The organism is Spirosoma aerolatum, from assembly GCF_002056795.1.
Taxonomy (GTDB): Bacteria; Bacteroidota; Bacteroidia; order Cytophagales; family Spirosomataceae; genus Spirosoma; species Spirosoma aerolatum.
Genome location: NZ_CP020104.1, coordinates 7,532,729 through 7,548,652 on the forward strand (window position 1 = coordinate 7,532,729; position 15,924 = coordinate 7,548,652).

General features: G+C 49.1%; 13 protein-coding genes. 7 read left to right on the top strand and 6 right to left on the bottom strand.

Annotated features, from left to right (window positions below):
- The first annotated feature begins 12 nt into the window (after positions 1-12).
- The gene (locus tag B5M13_RS31370) at positions 13-2,277 is read left to right on the top strand and encodes a sensor histidine kinase (RefSeq protein WP_080059414.1); all 2,265 of its coding nucleotides are present in this window, start codon (positions 13-15) and stop codon (positions 2,275-2,277) included.
- 22 nt (positions 2,278-2,299) lie between these two features.
- Here B5M13_RS31370 and B5M13_RS31375 read toward each other — a convergent pair whose 3' ends face one another.
- Positions 2,300-3,052, bottom strand: a complete 753-nt coding sequence (locus B5M13_RS31375) for a DUF3575 domain-containing protein (protein WP_080059415.1) — start codon at positions 3,050-3,052, stop codon at positions 2,300-2,302.
- Positions 3,053-3,352: 300 nt separating this feature from the next.
- On the opposite strand from B5M13_RS31375, the gene B5M13_RS31380 reads away from it, so the two are divergent.
- On the top strand, positions 3,353-4,717 hold the full coding sequence (locus tag B5M13_RS31380) for a PQQ-dependent sugar dehydrogenase (RefSeq protein WP_080059416.1): 1,365 nt from the start codon (positions 3,353-3,355) through the stop codon (positions 4,715-4,717).
- Positions 4,718-4,835: 118 nt separating this feature from the next.
- Positions 4,836-6,035, top strand: a complete 1,200-nt coding sequence (locus B5M13_RS31385; protein WP_080059417.1) for a rhomboid family intramembrane serine protease — start codon at positions 4,836-4,838, stop codon at positions 6,033-6,035.
- A 21-nt stretch (positions 6,036-6,056) separates the two neighbouring features.
- Here B5M13_RS31385 and B5M13_RS31390 read toward each other — a convergent pair whose 3' ends face one another.
- Positions 6,057-6,404: a winged helix-turn-helix domain-containing protein gene (locus tag B5M13_RS31390; RefSeq protein WP_080059418.1), complete on the bottom strand. Its 348-nt coding sequence runs from the start codon at positions 6,402-6,404 to the stop codon at positions 6,057-6,059.
- 251 nt (positions 6,405-6,655) lie between these two features.
- Here B5M13_RS31390 and B5M13_RS31395 point away from each other — a divergent pair, with 251 nt between their 5' ends.
- The gene (locus B5M13_RS31395) at positions 6,656-7,135 is read left to right on the top strand and encodes a DUF2975 domain-containing protein (RefSeq protein ID WP_080059419.1); all 480 of its coding nucleotides are present in this window, start codon (positions 6,656-6,658) and stop codon (positions 7,133-7,135) included.
- A 3-nt stretch (positions 7,136-7,138) separates the two neighbouring features.
- Positions 7,139-7,369 carry a helix-turn-helix domain-containing protein gene (locus B5M13_RS31400; RefSeq protein ID WP_080059420.1) on the top strand — a complete coding sequence of 77 codons (231 nt, stop codon included), beginning with the start codon at positions 7,139-7,141 and terminating at the stop codon, positions 7,367-7,369.
- Between the two features lie 17 nt (positions 7,370-7,386).
- Here the strand turns inward: B5M13_RS31400 and B5M13_RS31405 are convergent, their stop codons facing one another.
- Positions 7,387-9,432, bottom strand: coding sequence for a hypothetical protein (locus tag B5M13_RS31405; RefSeq protein ID WP_080059421.1), 2,046 nt, complete (start codon positions 9,430-9,432; stop codon positions 7,387-7,389).
- Positions 9,433-9,602: 170 nt separating this feature from the next.
- On the opposite strand from B5M13_RS31405, the gene B5M13_RS31410 reads away from it, so the two are divergent.
- Together B5M13_RS31410 and cydB are read left to right on the top strand one after the other, a co-directional pair.
- On the top strand, positions 9,603-10,982 hold the full coding sequence (locus B5M13_RS31410) for a cytochrome ubiquinol oxidase subunit I (RefSeq protein WP_080059422.1): 1,380 nt from the start codon (positions 9,603-9,605) through the stop codon (positions 10,980-10,982).
- Positions 10,983-11,058: 76 nt separating this feature from the next.
- Complete coding sequence (gene cydB / locus B5M13_RS31415; protein ID WP_080059423.1) at positions 11,059-12,093, top strand: cytochrome d ubiquinol oxidase subunit II; 1,035 nt, start codon at positions 11,059-11,061, stop codon at positions 12,091-12,093.
- 1 nt (position 12,094) lies between these two features.
- Here the strand turns inward: cydB and nfi are convergent, their stop codons facing one another.
- The 3 genes from nfi to B5M13_RS31430 all read right to left on the bottom strand — a co-directional run bounded on the left by nfi (position 12,095) and on the right by B5M13_RS31430 (position 15,905).
- Positions 12,095-12,784 (bottom strand): deoxyribonuclease V, encoded by a 690-nt coding sequence (nfi, locus tag B5M13_RS31420; RefSeq protein WP_080059424.1) that lies wholly within the window; start codon positions 12,782-12,784, stop codon positions 12,095-12,097.
- A gap of 125 nt (positions 12,785-12,909) precedes the next feature.
- Complete coding sequence (locus tag B5M13_RS31425; RefSeq protein WP_245859599.1) at positions 12,910-14,430, bottom strand: S41 family peptidase; 1,521 nt, start codon at positions 14,428-14,430, stop codon at positions 12,910-12,912.
- Positions 14,431-14,531: 101 nt separating this feature from the next.
- On the bottom strand, positions 14,532-15,905 hold the full coding sequence (locus B5M13_RS31430; RefSeq protein ID WP_080059426.1) for a serine hydrolase: 1,374 nt from the start codon (positions 15,903-15,905) through the stop codon (positions 14,532-14,534).
- Positions 15,906-15,924 lie beyond the last annotated feature (19 nt).

Here is a 15,924-nt window from a genome sequence, read left to right on the forward strand (position 1 = left end):
TCTTTAAATGCCATGCTACGGATTCTAGGACTAATTGCCTGCCTACTGGTTGGCATGGTCGTGAAGGCGCAACCTGCGAGCGATCAGGAAGGGCAGGCCGAATGGAATCGACTGAAACGCCAGCCCATCACCGAACAAACCTTCCGGGCCGCCTGCGATCTGATGCAGAAAACGGGCCGCACCAATATTAATCGTAGCTACGAAATGCTGGCCGAGTATGTGCCCATGGTAAAAAAAACGGGCAACCGGGCATGGGTGCATAGCTTACTCATGGGTTGGGCGCGGGCCAAATCGTCCATGATCTTTTCGAAGGAGGCAGAGGATCTCTACCGGCAGGCTCGGGAAAATGCAGGCCCACATACCCGATTTATGCGGGAAGCACTGGTGGCCACGGCTGTTATGTATGGAGAATGGGGCAAAGAAGCGGAGTTTAAGCGGTATCTTGATTTGGGCGAGCAGGAGTGCCGACGCGCCAATGACAGAGAGAATCTTTCCTTTATTTATACCTTTCGGGCCAATTCCTTTCCGGGTGGTACGACCGCTATGCGCGATTACTTTGAGAAGGCTATTCGGCTAGCTTCTGGACTGCGGGATAAAAACGCGCTGTTTACCGCCCGGTACAATTACGCCGTTCGGTACTATCCGTATAATCCGCAAAAGCAGGTGACTGAATTTGAATCGTTGCTGGAACTGGCAAAAGATTCGAGCCTGAATCGTTACCCCCGAAAATTATACGAGCGCACCGCTTTTACCTTCCGCAATGCCGGGCCGAGTGTGTACTACCAGCTTATGCAGATCAACCTGCTACTGGCCGATTACGACAATGCCTGGAAGTTTGCCGAACTATTTTATGATGCCACAGTCAAGCCGAATCCGCTCAGTATTCAGGCGGGTTATTTTAATGCCGAAGTTGCTGTTGTCAAAATCTACCAGCGCGATTTTGCGGCTGCCCGCAAGTACCTGGCAAAAAGCAAGGCTATTTTCGGCGTGCCCGAAGCCGAGATACCCTACAGTGGCTATTTTCTGGCGGCAGGGTTATTGGCCGAACATACTGGGCAATATGCCAAAGCCCTGAATTATTATGAACTGGTACAGGAGAAAGAAGGCGAGGGCGAGGGACTAAGTGTCATTCCATTCTCTATCTCCTACGCGCATGTATTGACCCTGAATGGTCGGTTTGGACAGGCCGACCAGGTATTCAATCAATACCGGCCCAAACTGAAAAATCGGGAATACACGGCTTCTGGGCTTTATTTTTACCAATACTACGCCGACCTACTGAAAGCGAAAGGCAATTATCCCGCTTATGCACAGGCGCAGGAGACGTTTTATGCTATTAAAGATTCGCTGACTAATCTGAACCAATACCGATCGGTTCAGGAGATTCTGGCAAAGGTTCGTATCCGGGATAAGGAACAACAGATCATTCGCCTGAACGAAGCCAGTGAAGCCCGCGACCGCGAGATTCGGCGGGAGCGGATTTTTTATACCATACTAATTAGCCTGGCGGGGCTGGCGATTCTGTTCCTGATCCTTTATCTGCGCAATCGGCAAATCCGTAGTCGGCAGAAGGAAGCCTTACAGCAAAGTCGGATGGAACAGCTCGAAAAAGAGCGTCATATTGAACTGATGCGTGGTATTATGGACGCAGAAGAAACCGAACGACGCAAAATCGCTGATCAATTGCACGATGAAGTGAGTGCCATGCTAGCACTGGCTACACTAAACGTTTCGTCGACGCTCGAAAAAGGAGTCCCTGACGAGCGATCCGAGAAGAAACTCCATAAAACTCAGGAAGTGCTGCTGTCGGTTTCGACCACCATTCGGGAGCTAAGCCATCGACTAACACCACTGGCTATTGAAAAATACGGTTTCGCCAAAGCCATTACCGACCTTGGCGAAACTGTGAATACCTCCGAAAAGCTGAAGCTCGATATGATCGTTGTCGGTTTTGACGAGCCAACCGATTACCCGCTATCGTTTTTGAATGAACTGTACCGGATTGTTCAGGAGTTATTGCATAACATTCTGAAACACGCACAGGCCACCCAGGCTACCATCGAAGTAATCGACCATGAGAAAACCGTGTCGATCATCGCCGAAGATGATGGCATTGGTTTTGTCGATAACGAAGCTAGTAAAGGAAAAGGATTGACCGATATGAAAACCAAAATCGCCTACCTGAATGGCCAGATGGAAATCAAACAAAAGCAGGACAGCGGTACCCTGATCGTAATCGAAATTCCCTTCAACCAGCTTGCTACAGCCCCTCACTAGAGTCGCCTACTAGATTAGTCTCTCAAAACCGATACCCCAGTCCTACTCCAAAAGCTCTTACGCCATAATATGGCCCGACCAGTTTCGCTTCGATGAGCGGGACCGCAATCGTCGCAGTAGTAGTATACCCAGGAAGGGTTGTGTTTTCAATGTCGCTGTGGAGCTTGGTAATGTCAGCCGGTTTCAGATTTTTCCAGAGCGGGTCTTCACCGACGAAATCGGCTGTTACGTTGGTACCGTAGAAGGGGCCCAACAGCCATAAATCCAGCGTGACCCGATTGCCAATCAGCCACTGATGCCCTAACAGAATACCCGCGCCAAATGCATTGAATTTAGCGTTCATATGCGCATGGTGAAGAATGCCATCGCTGGGCGTGTAGGTATAGTCCTGGCTGATGTCCATATTGATGTAACGGGCAAACGGAGCAATATACCAGCCTCTGGGAGCCTGACCGCTGAAGTAGAATCGGTATTCGAGGGTACCCGTGTATTTGTTAAACAATGTTCGGTTTATGGCCCGTACGGCATCGTCATTTTCACCGTACTGGTCCATAAGTGCCTGTTTGAACGGTAGTGGTGCATCAATTGACGCCCCAGCGGTGACGGTAATGGTACTACGGGGCGTTAGAACGCGCTCATACTGAATCTGATAATTCTTAAAAACAGCACCCGATAGATTGACCTTCACAACCGTGGGCGTGACCAGTTGCGCCTGAGCGATACGGCTGATGAGCAGCAAACTAACCAGACTGGTGAAAATTTGTGGATGTTTCATGGCGTTCGAGTAAAAGAAAATACGCGGGCGTTGCGCCCGAATCCCGTTCTGGATACAGTGGTTAAAATTCAGGAAGTTTATTGCCCTCGGAAATAGTTAGGGCTAACTAAATTACTGTATGAGATGAATGGCTTTGGAAGCTGTATAGAGAAAAGAGCCTCTTTATTTTTACCCAAATTCTGATGAGTAGCCTGCCTTCTGTAAGGCCTTTCTTTTCCAGAAACGGCTTAAACTTTCTGTGTTAGCAGGCCGTTTAGCTGTGGAAACCATCAATACATCCTGTCAACAAAAACTACCATCATGAAATCGACCTTAGTGCTGGTCTCCAGTATAGTCGTCACCTTTGCCGGATCAGCGATTGCCCTACCGGGCCACCCTGTAACGACCAAGCCGAATGCTGTTAAGAAGAGCGTTTCGACGCGATCAGTCACGCCACCAGAGAATGGCGGTATTAAACTGGGTGGGGGCTTTCGGGCAACGCTTTTTGCTGATAATCTGGGTAAAGCGCGTCACGTAATCGTGAGCAATACCGGAACCGTGTTCGTTAAGCTGGAAAAGCTGAACAACGGCAAGGGTATTGTTCAGCTTAACGATTCAAATGGGGATGGCGTAGCCGATCTGACGGCTATGTTCGGGACAAATACGGGTACTGGGATGGACATCTACAATGGCTACCTGTATGCCTCGTCCGATACGTCGGTGTACCGCTATAAACTGACAAACGGTAAGGTTATGGAAACCACACCGGCCGAACCCATTGTGACAGGCCTAACTTTGCAACGCCAGCATGCCAGCAAATCCCTGACCATTTCGCCCGATGGCAAGCTGTTTGTCAATTTCGGCGCTCCTTCGAACGCCTGTCAGGAGAAAGACCGGCAGAAAGGCTCGATGGGCATGGACCCCTGCCCTATTCTGGAAGAGTATGGTGGTATCTGGCAGTTCGACGCCAACAAACTCAATCAGCACAAGGCTGATGGTAAGCGATACGCCACCGGAATTCGCAATGCTGTTGCGCTCGACTGGAATAAGGCGACCAATACCCTCTATGCCCTACAGCATGGCCGCGACAACCTCAACAACTGGGGTGGTGTATTTACCGACGAAATAAGTGCCGAACTACCTTCCGAAGAGTTTCTGATGGTGAAAGAAGGCTCGGATTTTGGCTGGCCCTACTGCTATTACGATCATTATAAGAATAAAAAATTCCTGGCACCCGAATACGGTGGCGATGGCACGAAACAGGATCGCTGCGCCGGTAAAGACAAACCCATCATGGCGTTCCCTGGTCACTGGGCTCCGAACGATCTGCTATTTTATACCGGCTCACAGTTTCCGGCCCGCTACAAAAACGGTGCGTTCGTTTGTTTCCACGGTTCCTGGAACCGTGCTCCGTTGAAACAGGGTGGTTATTTCGTGGCCTTTATTCCGTTCGGAAGCGATGGCCGCCCTTCGGGTAAATACGAAGTATTCGCGGAGAATTTTGCGGGCGTAGCTGAACAGGGCACACCCGGTACCAACGTCAATGCTGGTAAACTTGACCTGGCTAGCCCCGGCGATGCCGTAGCTCGTCCGGTTGGCTTAGCGCAGGGGCCCGATGGTTCACTCTACATTACTGATTCGGTGAAAGGAAAAGTCTGGCGGGTCATGTACTCGGCGAAGAAGTAACGAAGTGATACGCCAAACGACCTGATTAGCGACAATTAAACGAAATTGTGCGTTGGTCGGGTCGTTTGGCGTTAGTCTATTGGTAGCCTAATTGTTTTCATTAATCCCACCAGCCGATATGAGTGACGAATCTCCTGAATTGCCTAAGCCGGAAGAGTTAAAGCCTAAAGCAACAACGCCATCGCCCAGCCAGAACAATCTGCCTGAGCCTGTGCATGCACATGAGCAAACTTTCGGGTCGGAACCTCCTGCCGATGAAAAGACCAATCCATTGGATTTGCTCAAACCAGCTCCGGGTTATACCGTTACGCCCATACTGATCTGGCTGAATGTGGGCATCTTTCTGCTAATGGCGGTAACGGGCGTTAACATACTCCGACCCGCCGGAGATGCTCTTATTCGGTGGGGAGCTAACTATACGCCTTTAACCCTCGACGACCAGCCCTGGCGATTATTGAGCAGTTGCTTTCTGCATATTGGGATCATTCACCTGTTGTTCAATATGTATGCCCTGACACAGATTGGATTCGTTATTGAAGGCATACTGGGTAGTCGCAAGTTCATCATCGTGTATTTGATGGCTGGCTTACTGGGTAGCGCCGTGAGCCTCTGGTGGCATGATGTTGTCTTGGGGGCCGGGGCTTCGGGGGCTATTTTTGGGCTTTACGGGGTCTTCTTTGCGCTGTTGACTACTGATTGGCTTGAGGCTGAAACCCGTCGTTCGCTGTTGCGAAGTGTACTGGTTTTCATGGGCTATAACCTCCTGTTTGGCCTACAGTCTGGGATTGATAATGCAGCGCATATAGGAGGCCTGGTGGCAGGGGTATTGTTTGGATACGCTTACTATTTTGCTGCCTTGCATCCAAGTCGGCGAGGTAGCCCGATCTGGTGGCCTTTGCTTGTTCCTACAGCTATAATTCTTGTTGTAACGGGTGTTGTCTACAAAACCACAGCGAATCCATTTGGCGCTTATGAACGACTCATGAACCGATTCGGCGCCTTGGAAAAAGAAGCCATGTCTGTTTTTCAATTACCCCGAAATACACCGGCATCGGGTGTAGCCAAAGCGATAAATGAGCGGGGAATTACGGCCTGGAAACAGGCAATAACGGTACTCAATGAAGCTGATAAGCTCGAACTACCCGACGAGTATCACCAGCGCAATGCACTGCTGCGTCAATACAGCACACTACGAATCAATAGTTTTACCCTTCTCGGGCGCTCGCTTACCGACACAACGCATCGCTACGATAAGCAGATTGAAGACTACGACCGACGGCTACAAACGGTTCTCAATGAATTGAAAAAGAAGCCCTAAGCCCCGCCAATCATTCTGCACTTAGGCAGGTAGTTCAGTCAGCTCAATCGCCATGAATTGCTGGAACCGCTCGTGCAGGCCCCGGTAGTAGGCAAGGTATTTCTGACCTGCCTCTGTTACGATGGCTCCCCCGCCTTTTTCGCCCCCCGTTTGGGTCGAAACCAGAGGAGTTTCGGCCTGTGTGTTCATGGAGTGAACTAGGTCCCAGGCGCGTTTGTACGACATTTTCATGGCTTTGGCTGCCTGATTGATGGAGCCGGTTTGCTGGATGTGCTCCAGTAATTCGAACCGACCAATACCCATAAAGCGCTCGACCGAGTCAGCCGATGTTGTTTCGAGCCAGATGCGGCCATTTATGTGAAGGTTCATAGTCGTCAGGGGCGAATGAATGCACAAAAATACGTGAGAGTTGAATCGGTCAGTGCATCTATGACTATTAGCGGCCATTGTAGCTGACGAACCAACTAATCAAATAGGCTGGCCGTTCTGGTTCTGAATCTGTAAATCGGTTTTACAGAGGCATTCAAACTCGTGTCCTATCATAATTAATAATAAATATTTATTGATTATCAATAAATATTTATTACGTTTGTGCTATAAGCTGAAATCCTAAAACCAGTATGAAAAGAGCGTCAACCCTATTTCTCCAGGCCGTCATCGTGCTGATTGGCCTTGTGGCAATTGCCATTTTGATTCGGTTTCCCTTAACTGAGGGGCGAGCCACGAACTTAGACCTGTTCAGCATTTACACTGACCCATTAATCCTGTATGGTTACGCAGCCTCAATCGCTTTTTTTGTTGCGTTGTATAAAGCGTTCAAATTACTTGGCTACATCGGGCAGAATAAAGTGTTCTCGTCAAATTCGGTTGCCGCCTTAAAGAGCATAAAGCATTGTGCCATCGTATTGGGTAGTTTAATTGTGCTGGCAGGCGTATATGTAAAGATAAATCATCATAAGGACGACGATCCGGCGGGTTTTCTTGCCATGTGTATCGTGGCTACGTTTGGCGCTATCGTAATGGCAACAGCTGCAGCCATATTTGAAAAAATTCTGCAGAATGCTGTAGATATGAAATCTGAAAATGACTTAACCATTTAAGCTATGCCAATCATTGTAAACCTCGACGTGATGATGGCAAAGCGGAAAATTTCGCTGAATGAACTGTCTGAACGAGTTGATTTGACATTATCTAACCTGTCTGTCTTAAAGACAGGCAAGGCGAAAGCCATTCGTTTTAGCACCTTAGACGCCATTTGCAAAGCATTAGACTGTCAGCCGGGCGATATTCTGGAATTTGTAAATGACACGGCTAATCGTATAAAAAATGACTGACAAGCCGCAAACCGTTTTTATTTTGCCATACGCACCACACCCAGCCGCCGGAAGGTACTTTTTAACCGAACCAATTCTTTGTTTTTCAGACTAATGGAATCTTTGGCCTGTCGGCTCAGGCTGCGGGCCATGCTGTCGGACAGGAACCAGCCTAGCGGATACTTATCGTTGTAGGCCAGACGCAGAGTTAAGTAGCTGGTTTTGGGGTTAGCAAATCGGTCCATAAACGAGCCAAACATCCGATCACGGGTGTTGGAGCCGTTATCCCAGGCGTTGAAAAAGGCTAATAGAGGCACCTGTACTTCCTGCAATACGGACTTCTTATGAGGTAGCTGGCTATCTGTACTGCTGTTTTTGATGAACAGAATATAGGGTATCACAATAACATGATCGACCGTATCCAGCTTTCGAATCGACGGCACCAGATTATTGAGTAGTTGGATGCAGGTTTCAACCCCCGAATTGTCGAAATAGCCCCCATCGACCACATGACCTCCATAGGGTTGACGCTGGCCGTTCTTATCGACTGAATCCCGCCGAATAAGAGCCCCATTGGTGACCAGCGGGAAACGACTACAAAGTGATGCCGCTGTTTTTAATGGAACATCCGCCCCCAGCACATCCAGCGTCGATACCACATCGGTAAAGTAGTGTGGATCGAGTTTTAAATTTGAGGTGATAATTTTCTGCCCCGATTCGGCCATCGTTCCATTGAGCAGTAACGACGGTAGGTTATAGTGGTATCCGGTTTGGGCTTGGTAGAGTGCCGTTAGGGAAGAATCCAGCGTATTGACTGCCAGATTATTTCGGTACGAAAAGGCCCACGAATCTTCGAGCCACTTGGCCCGTTCCAGCGACGAAATGGGAAATGGAATTACCCGTTGAACCGCATCAGGAAACAGAAGAGCCGCCGACAGGGGCGACAGATAATCATCACGGATAACCTTCCGAAATTGCTCAAACCGGCCAACGCGCTGGGTTTCGATGACGTCGCGGAGAAACGCTGTATAGAAGACCGTTCCCACGCCCCCGCCCGAGACTCCACTCAGCGCATAGACATGGCGGCTAAAGCCTGGAATAATCGAGTCTAGCCGGATCAGCGTTTCGGCTGTCCAGTTCAGGGCTCGGATACCACCCCCTTCGGCAGCCACCAGCACCAACGGAATTGTATCCCGGTCCTCCTGTTTACGCGCATCGACCCATTGCCGAAAATGGGCCTCAACCGTTGGTCGTCGGGTTGTGTCTAGTACCGAACGACCTCCCATCCGGCGAACCGCCGTATTGTCGTTGAACACACTGGCCACCACTAAATAAGCGACAGCCAGGAGAACCAGCGGGCGATATCGGTAATCGTTCAGGTAAACCAGCAGACTTCCCCAAAACGTGATGATGGTAATACCGAAAATAATGACCGCTGTAGGCCGAAGTTGCCGGGCAATGCCGAGTTCGACGGGTAAACTAAACAGAATAAGCAGGCAACTCGTCAGGCCAACGTTGGCGATCAGGACAAAGCGGCTAAAGCGATGCTGCCAGAGTACCTGAATGTCGTGCTTTAGTGATGTATAGGCGTCGGACGTTTCCCAATGATCGGGTAAGGCAAAAACCGGAATAGTCCGTTCGGCTGTCAGAAACAGGAACAACAGCACAATGCTCTCCAGAAGAAGTAGATACGGGTGGCCCTGGTCAGACTGATAAAAGGCATAGGCCAGTATGAGTGTGGGTATCATGCCGCCTATTTTGGGAAGCCAGCGGAGGAGCCAGCTGCATTCGTCTGTGAGTTGTAAACCAACCGGCGAAATGTATAAAATTAATCGGGTACTGGCATACACCACCCAACTCCAGATAAATGCACTAAACAGAATGAATTGAAAAAGTTGGCTCACTATTCCGGTATAAATTACCGCATTGATCATATCGGTGGCCTGGTCGGGACCTGTCAGAATATACAATGCCAGCAATAGTGTAAGCAGAACCACAAACGCATTCCGTTGTGTCTGATAGAAAGCCACTATATAGTTCCGGGCGTGGTGCCAGAGCGATCGTTGGTACGGTTGGGGTTTCATGGCTGGTTAATACTGTATAGGTAAAAACTAGTTAGCGAAAAATCTCCTGTATATCTGGTTGTTTTGCGTAGCTGGTCGTACCTTTCGGACGATAGTTCACTCGCCCTGTTCGCCTTATATCGCACTGCCTGTCTGCGACCTCGGCGACCGTTCCCGCTATCGTAACGGCTATGGACAATGTGGAATTACTCTCCCGAATTCAGTTTGCCTTTACCATTGCGTTTCATTATATCTACCCGCCCCTGAGCATTGGGTTAGGCGTTTGCCTGGTAGTAATGGAAGGGCTTTACCTGAAAACTAAAGACAAAGTTTACGAAGAGCTAACCCGATTCTGGGTGCGCATTTTTGCGCTGATTTTTGGTATTGGTGTGGCTACCGGCATAGTTATGGAATTTGAGTTTGGCACCAACTGGGCCGTCTATTCCCGCTACGTAGGTGACATTTTCGGTTCGGCGCTGGCCGCCGAAGGCATTTTTGCCTTTGCCCTGGAATCGGCCTTTCTGGGCGTTCTGCTGTTTGGCTGGAACCGGGTAAGTCCACGTGTACATTTTATGGCTACAGTGCTGGTGGCGCTCGGCTCCATTTTTTCGGCGCTCTGGATTGTGGTGGCCAACTCCTGGCAGCAGACCCCGTCGGGTTATCGCATTGAGGGCGAAGGTATGCAGGCCCGCGCTATCGTGACCAACTTCTGGGATATGGTCTTGAATCCGTCGTCGCTTGAGCGGTATTCGCATGTTCTGATCGGAGCGCTGCTGTCTGGTTCGTTTCTGGTGCTGAGTGTCAGTGCCTGGTACATTCTCAAAAAGAACTATACGGCACACGCTCAGGCGGCTTTTCGCATTGCCCTATGGGTAGCTGGTATAGCGGCTTTAGGGCAATTATTTACTGGGCACAAATCAGCGGAGGTAGTCACGAAATACCAGCCGGCTAAACTGGCTACGATGGAGGGCCACTTCGAAAAATCGGCTCCGGCCGATATGTATTTGGTCGGTTGGGTGAATGCCAACGAACAGAAAACAACCGGGCTAAAAATACCGGGTGGCCTTTCGTTTCTGGTACACCAGGATTTCAAAGCTCCTATTCACGGCTTAAATAGCTTCAAACCCGAAGACCGTCCGACTGCGATCAATTTCGTCTTTCAGACCTATCACCTGATGGTCGCTATCGGTATGACGTTGATTGGATTAACCTGGTTTGGCCTGTATATGCTGTATCGAAAGAAACTGTTTGAAACGCGCTGGCTCATGCAGCTTTTTGTATGGGCAGTATTGCTCCCTCAAATAGCCAATCAAGTAGGTTGGTATACGGCTGAAGTCGGTAGGCAGCCCTGGGTAGTATACGGTCTGCTTCGAACATCAGATGCTCTGTCGCAGGCCGTAAAAGCTGAACATGTACTGGCGTCACTCATTTTGTTTACGTTGGTTTACGTCTTGCTGTTAGGCCTTTTTCTGTACCTTCTCAATAAGAAAATACAACACGGTCTCGACGTAGCGAATAATGGTGAAACCTCGTCGCGTATGAATCCGTCATTTTTACCAATGATAGAATGATTGACTTGTTGAATGATTGAATAGTGTGCGGCAGCTATTCAATCATTCAACAAGTCAATCATTCAAAATTAAACCTATGGATACCGTTCTTGGAATCGACCTGCCTACCTGGTGGTTTCTGCTGATTGGCGCCCTGATCAGTGGGTATGGAATTTTGGATGGCTTTGACCTGGGCGCAGGTGCCCTGCATCTGTTTTTTCGGAAAGAGCAGAGTCGGCGGATTGCGCTCAATGCGATTGGGCCAGTCTGGGATGGCAATGAAGTTTGGCTGGTTATTGGAGCCGGTGCCTTATTTGCCGCCTTTCCGCTGGTCTACGGCACCATCCTATCGGTGTTTTATCTCCCGTTTATTCTGTTTTTGGTAGCCCTGATTTTTCGGGCTATCTCCATCGAGTTTCGAAGTAAGGAGCCAATGAGATGGTGGCATCAGCTCTGGGATGTTAGCTACTGTATATCGAGTATTATGATTTCGCTCCTGCTTGGGCTTGTACTGGGGAACCTGATTCAGGGATTGCCGTTAAATGCCAGGCATGAGTTTGTTGGACGGTTGCGCGACTTTTTCAACCCCTACGCCGGACTGATCGCCATTACCGTAGTATCGCTGTTTATGATGCACGGGGCCATGTACCTGCTGATGAAAACGGAAGATCGGCTCTACGCCCGACTGACGATCATCGCCAACAACACCAGCAAATTTTTCATTTTGTGCTTCATCGCTACCTCCAATGCGACGTTGATCTATGTGCCGCATATGACCAGTATTTTCAAATCACATCCTGAACTATTTGTGTTGCCAATGGCTGCCGTGCTGATTGTGCTCAACATTCGTCGGAGCATCGAAAAACGGCAATATCGTCGTGGGTTTATTTCCTCTTCAATTACGACAGCCCTGCTGCTCATTCTGTTTGCGATGGGATTATATCCGAACCTGGTCTTATCGAATATTGATCCGAAAGGTAATATCAGTATTTACGAAGCAGCATCGTCTGATAGCTCGTTACGAACGATGCTGTTGTTTGCTGCCATTGGCATGCCGCTGGTAGCTACTTATACCGTATTTATGTTCTGGACTTTCCGGGGGAAAGTGAAACTGGAAGAACATAGTTATTGATCTAACTCACCGCCCGCTCCCCTCGTCGTAGGGCATTCACCAGGTTGTGCGCCCGGCGGGTGGGTTCTGGGATGCGGTAGCCACCATCGCACTGAAGGGTTAGCGAAATGGCTGTTGGGAGGTCGATCAGATGGCCGGGTGATACATAGACCGGGTTAACTTTGTTTTTTGTTCGCAGAGCGGCTCCGATCACTTCGCTGTAGTGTTTCATAGGAGACCAGGCACCACGTTCGAGGGCTGGCTCGTCGTACTTGCCTACCAGCACCGATTTTCCACAGCCAAAGGTTGGTCGATTCAGGAAAAGACCAGCGTGGGAGGCAATACCAATTCGGCGGGGATGAGCCGTTCCATGACCGTCGAACATGACCACATCGGGTTCGGTTTGTAAGGTTTGCCAGGCTTTCAGGAGGGCAGGTATTTCCCGGAACGAGAGCAGACCGGGAATGTAGGGAAAGGGAGCCGTCCCCACAACACCCGCTTCGTCGATGGTTTCCAGTGTGTCGAGCCGCAGCACAACGATGCCAGCATAAACAGTTTCTTCGAACTTATTGAACGAAATGTCGCATCCGGCAATGGTTTTGGGTGGCCTAGACAGCGGTTCAATCCGTATCTGCGAACGCAGTTGCTGTTGTAGGGCGACGGCTTCGGTAGGCGTTACACTCCAGTCATGAAGGGGTTGGTAGGTAGCCATGCTGGGTAAGTTTGTGTAACTAGATAACGCTGAAACACGCCAAAGGGTTATGTTTTCTGGCCGGATTTACGCGATTTAAAAAACTGCCCTTATGTTTTAACCGTGCAAATCCTGTCAGAAAAAAGCTAGTTAATTTGGTCCTGAATTCGCTTTTTGACGAAGTCTAGCTGGCTATCGGTATGGTTTAATACATCGGCAAGGGTAATTGGAGCGGGGTAGTCGGGTATGGTGCCACGCCCTTTGTTGTGGACGTTCCCGACGGCATTATTGTAATACAACAAAGGAGTACCAACCTGAATTTTCGAATGGGGTAATTCAAGATGGATAAAACTGCCGCCATTGCCACCTTCATAAGCACCACCAGCTTCTTCCCCAACAAATACACCAATCTTGTTGGCATGAGCAACGGCCAGAAATTCGGACGTGGTCGATGCACTTCGGCCATCGAGTAAGATATAGACATTGCCCCGGAACCTATTCGGCTTTGGTGTATATCGCCTTGGGCCACGACCTGCATCGCCTTGTTTCAGGGTGAACGTTCCGTCAGACTCCGGAATAAGTTCGTTTTTAACATTTTTCCGATCAGCTTCCGATAGGTCCGAAAATTGAAGGAACTCCGAACTGTCAGTCACGCTATGTTGTCGGTCATAATACGCGACGGCCGAATCGGATTTCATCAGGTAAGTAACTAATTCAATACCCTGACTATCCCAGCCACTAGGATTGGCCCGAACATCAACGATCAGATGCCGGGTTTTCTTCTGTTCCATTGTCGCCATATACTGGTCCATGAACTGCCTGAATTTTGCTATGGCTTCATCACTGGTTTTAGCCCCTTCGCCCCCAAAACTATCGATGCGTAACAGGGCTGTTTGGGGTAAGTCTTTCGGGAACGACAATCGCCAGGGATGTTTAGGGCGCTTTTTGTCATACCACGCCAGCATCTGCTTATTGACCGGATTCTTTTTATAGCCTTTTAAGGTTTCCCGAAACGGTTGAGCGGGCGCATCTACCTGAACCGTATCGCCTGTCAGGTTGCGGAAGGTCAGATGGTAGGTATCCGGACGGTCAATGAACCAGTAATAGAATAGAGAAAACAGCTGCCCTTGAAAAGCGGCTTGTTTCGCAGTTTGAATATAGCCATCGGTCCAATGATAGCGGTAAACCTGCTCTCGAATTCGTTCTATCGATTGGCCATTGATTCGAATCAGTTCAAAGCCAGGTTTGATGGTTTGGTCGGCTGTTCCGTTGAATAACACGTAGGAACGTCCCTGAACTGGTAGCATGAAGAAAGGCATTGTTTTCCATGAGCTGTTAAACAGACGTTGCCAGTCTTTCGTTGGAAGTGCGTGGGTATGAGCACATCGGATATCGGCAACGAGCGATTCAATCATTCGAAAGAAATTGTAGAAAGGCATCGGTTGGGTTAAGGTTCCGGCCAGACTGTCGAGCTTCGACTGCATAATTGGTTTGGGGGTATAGCGATACAAGCCCGGATGTGTTTCTTCGAGCAAACGGCGGAAATACCGGAAGTCGGCCTGCATATCGGCAGGCTGAAGAATCTTGCTCTGGAGAGTATCCGTTACGGATTGAGCCATAAGCGGACAGGTTAGCAACAGGAAGAGAAAGCTGTAAAGAGATCGCACAGCGTCAGATTTTAGGGGGGATGAAACGCTTTGGAGTCTCAAGAGATTTAGTATCAATAATTTATTCGTTGCGCCTTCGCGCCCTTGCGGTTAAAAAAAGGTTATAGCCGCTTAGCGACAAGGTCACCGTTTTGATGAACCACTACCTGTGTAACCCGACCGGCTGCATCTTTCTGGAAGGTTAGTTGGGCATTTACCGCTTTCAGAAAAAAATCGGTTTCGCTGGAAGGAAATAATTCAAACCGCTGCTGACCAGTGACTTGCAGAAAAAGCTTTCGATTATCGAAGGTGATGGACAGAATCCGATTAGGGGCTAATTGATAGCTACCAACGTAGGTCTCCAAAATGGAATCATTTACTGAAACCGTCCTGAAGCTAACCGGCATCTGATAAGGCATTCCGTAGGTAATAAAAAGCAGGTCTTTCAGCAACGGTTCGAGCGTGGTTGCGTCGGAAGTATCATCTACGTTAGCAAGCATGATCAGCACCGTGTTGTCTTCTGGCAGGAGGACAAAGAAGGTCGCAAAACCGGGTAGATTTCCATTCTGGAATACCAGTTTTTGTCCTTTTTGAAACAGGTTAATTCCCCAGCCGTAGCTCCAGTTACCCGGTTTAATGGCCGTAAAAGCCAATTTCTGGGAAGCGGGTTTTAGCAATTGATTCGTGAGCATAGCCTGCGCCCAGCGGTATAAATCGCCTACTGAGCTATACATCCCTCCGGCGGAGTAGGCTGCGGTAGAATCCAGCGGTCGAACGGCCACCAGAACAGAATCTTTCCAGTAGGTATACCCTGTAGTTTTTTCAGAGCGTTTCAGGTTGATAAAATCGAAGCCGGTTCGGGTAAGCTGAAGCGGTTCGATAAACCGTTTTCTGATAACGGATTCAAACGGCTGCTGGGTAACCTTTTCGATAATCAGTCCCAACAAAAAATAACCGGAATTCGTATACGCAACTTCCTTTCCCGGTTTATGGCGTAAGGGCTTGTCTTTAAATGTTGAAAGCACCCGTTCTTTTGAAACAGGCCGGGTAAATTCAAGGCTATCGTTCGAGTACAGAACGCCTTTGTAATCGTAAATGCCGGATGTATGCGCAAAAAGCTGTTCAATGGTAATCTGATCAGCGTTGGGATAATCGGGCAGATACTGACTCAGTTTATCCTTCACCGACAACTTCTTCTCCTCCTGGAGTTGCAGAATAGCTGCTGCCGTAAAGGTTTTCGTAATGGAGCCCAGTTGATAAATACTGTTGGAATCGTTGGGCGTTTGTGTGGCTTCATTCCGCCAGCCGTACCCTTTTTGAAGCAAAATCTGCCCTTGTTTCGCCAGCAGCACTGTCCCGTTGAACCGATGATGACGAGCTGCTGCGGTTATGTATTCATCCAGCTTTTCGGTTGTTGTCCTGCCCGATTGAGCCTTGCTGGGTGAGATACATCCAAAGAGGGCTATTAGCGAAACGAGTAGCAGAAGTAAGCGCATGGCACGTAGTTTTCGCCCA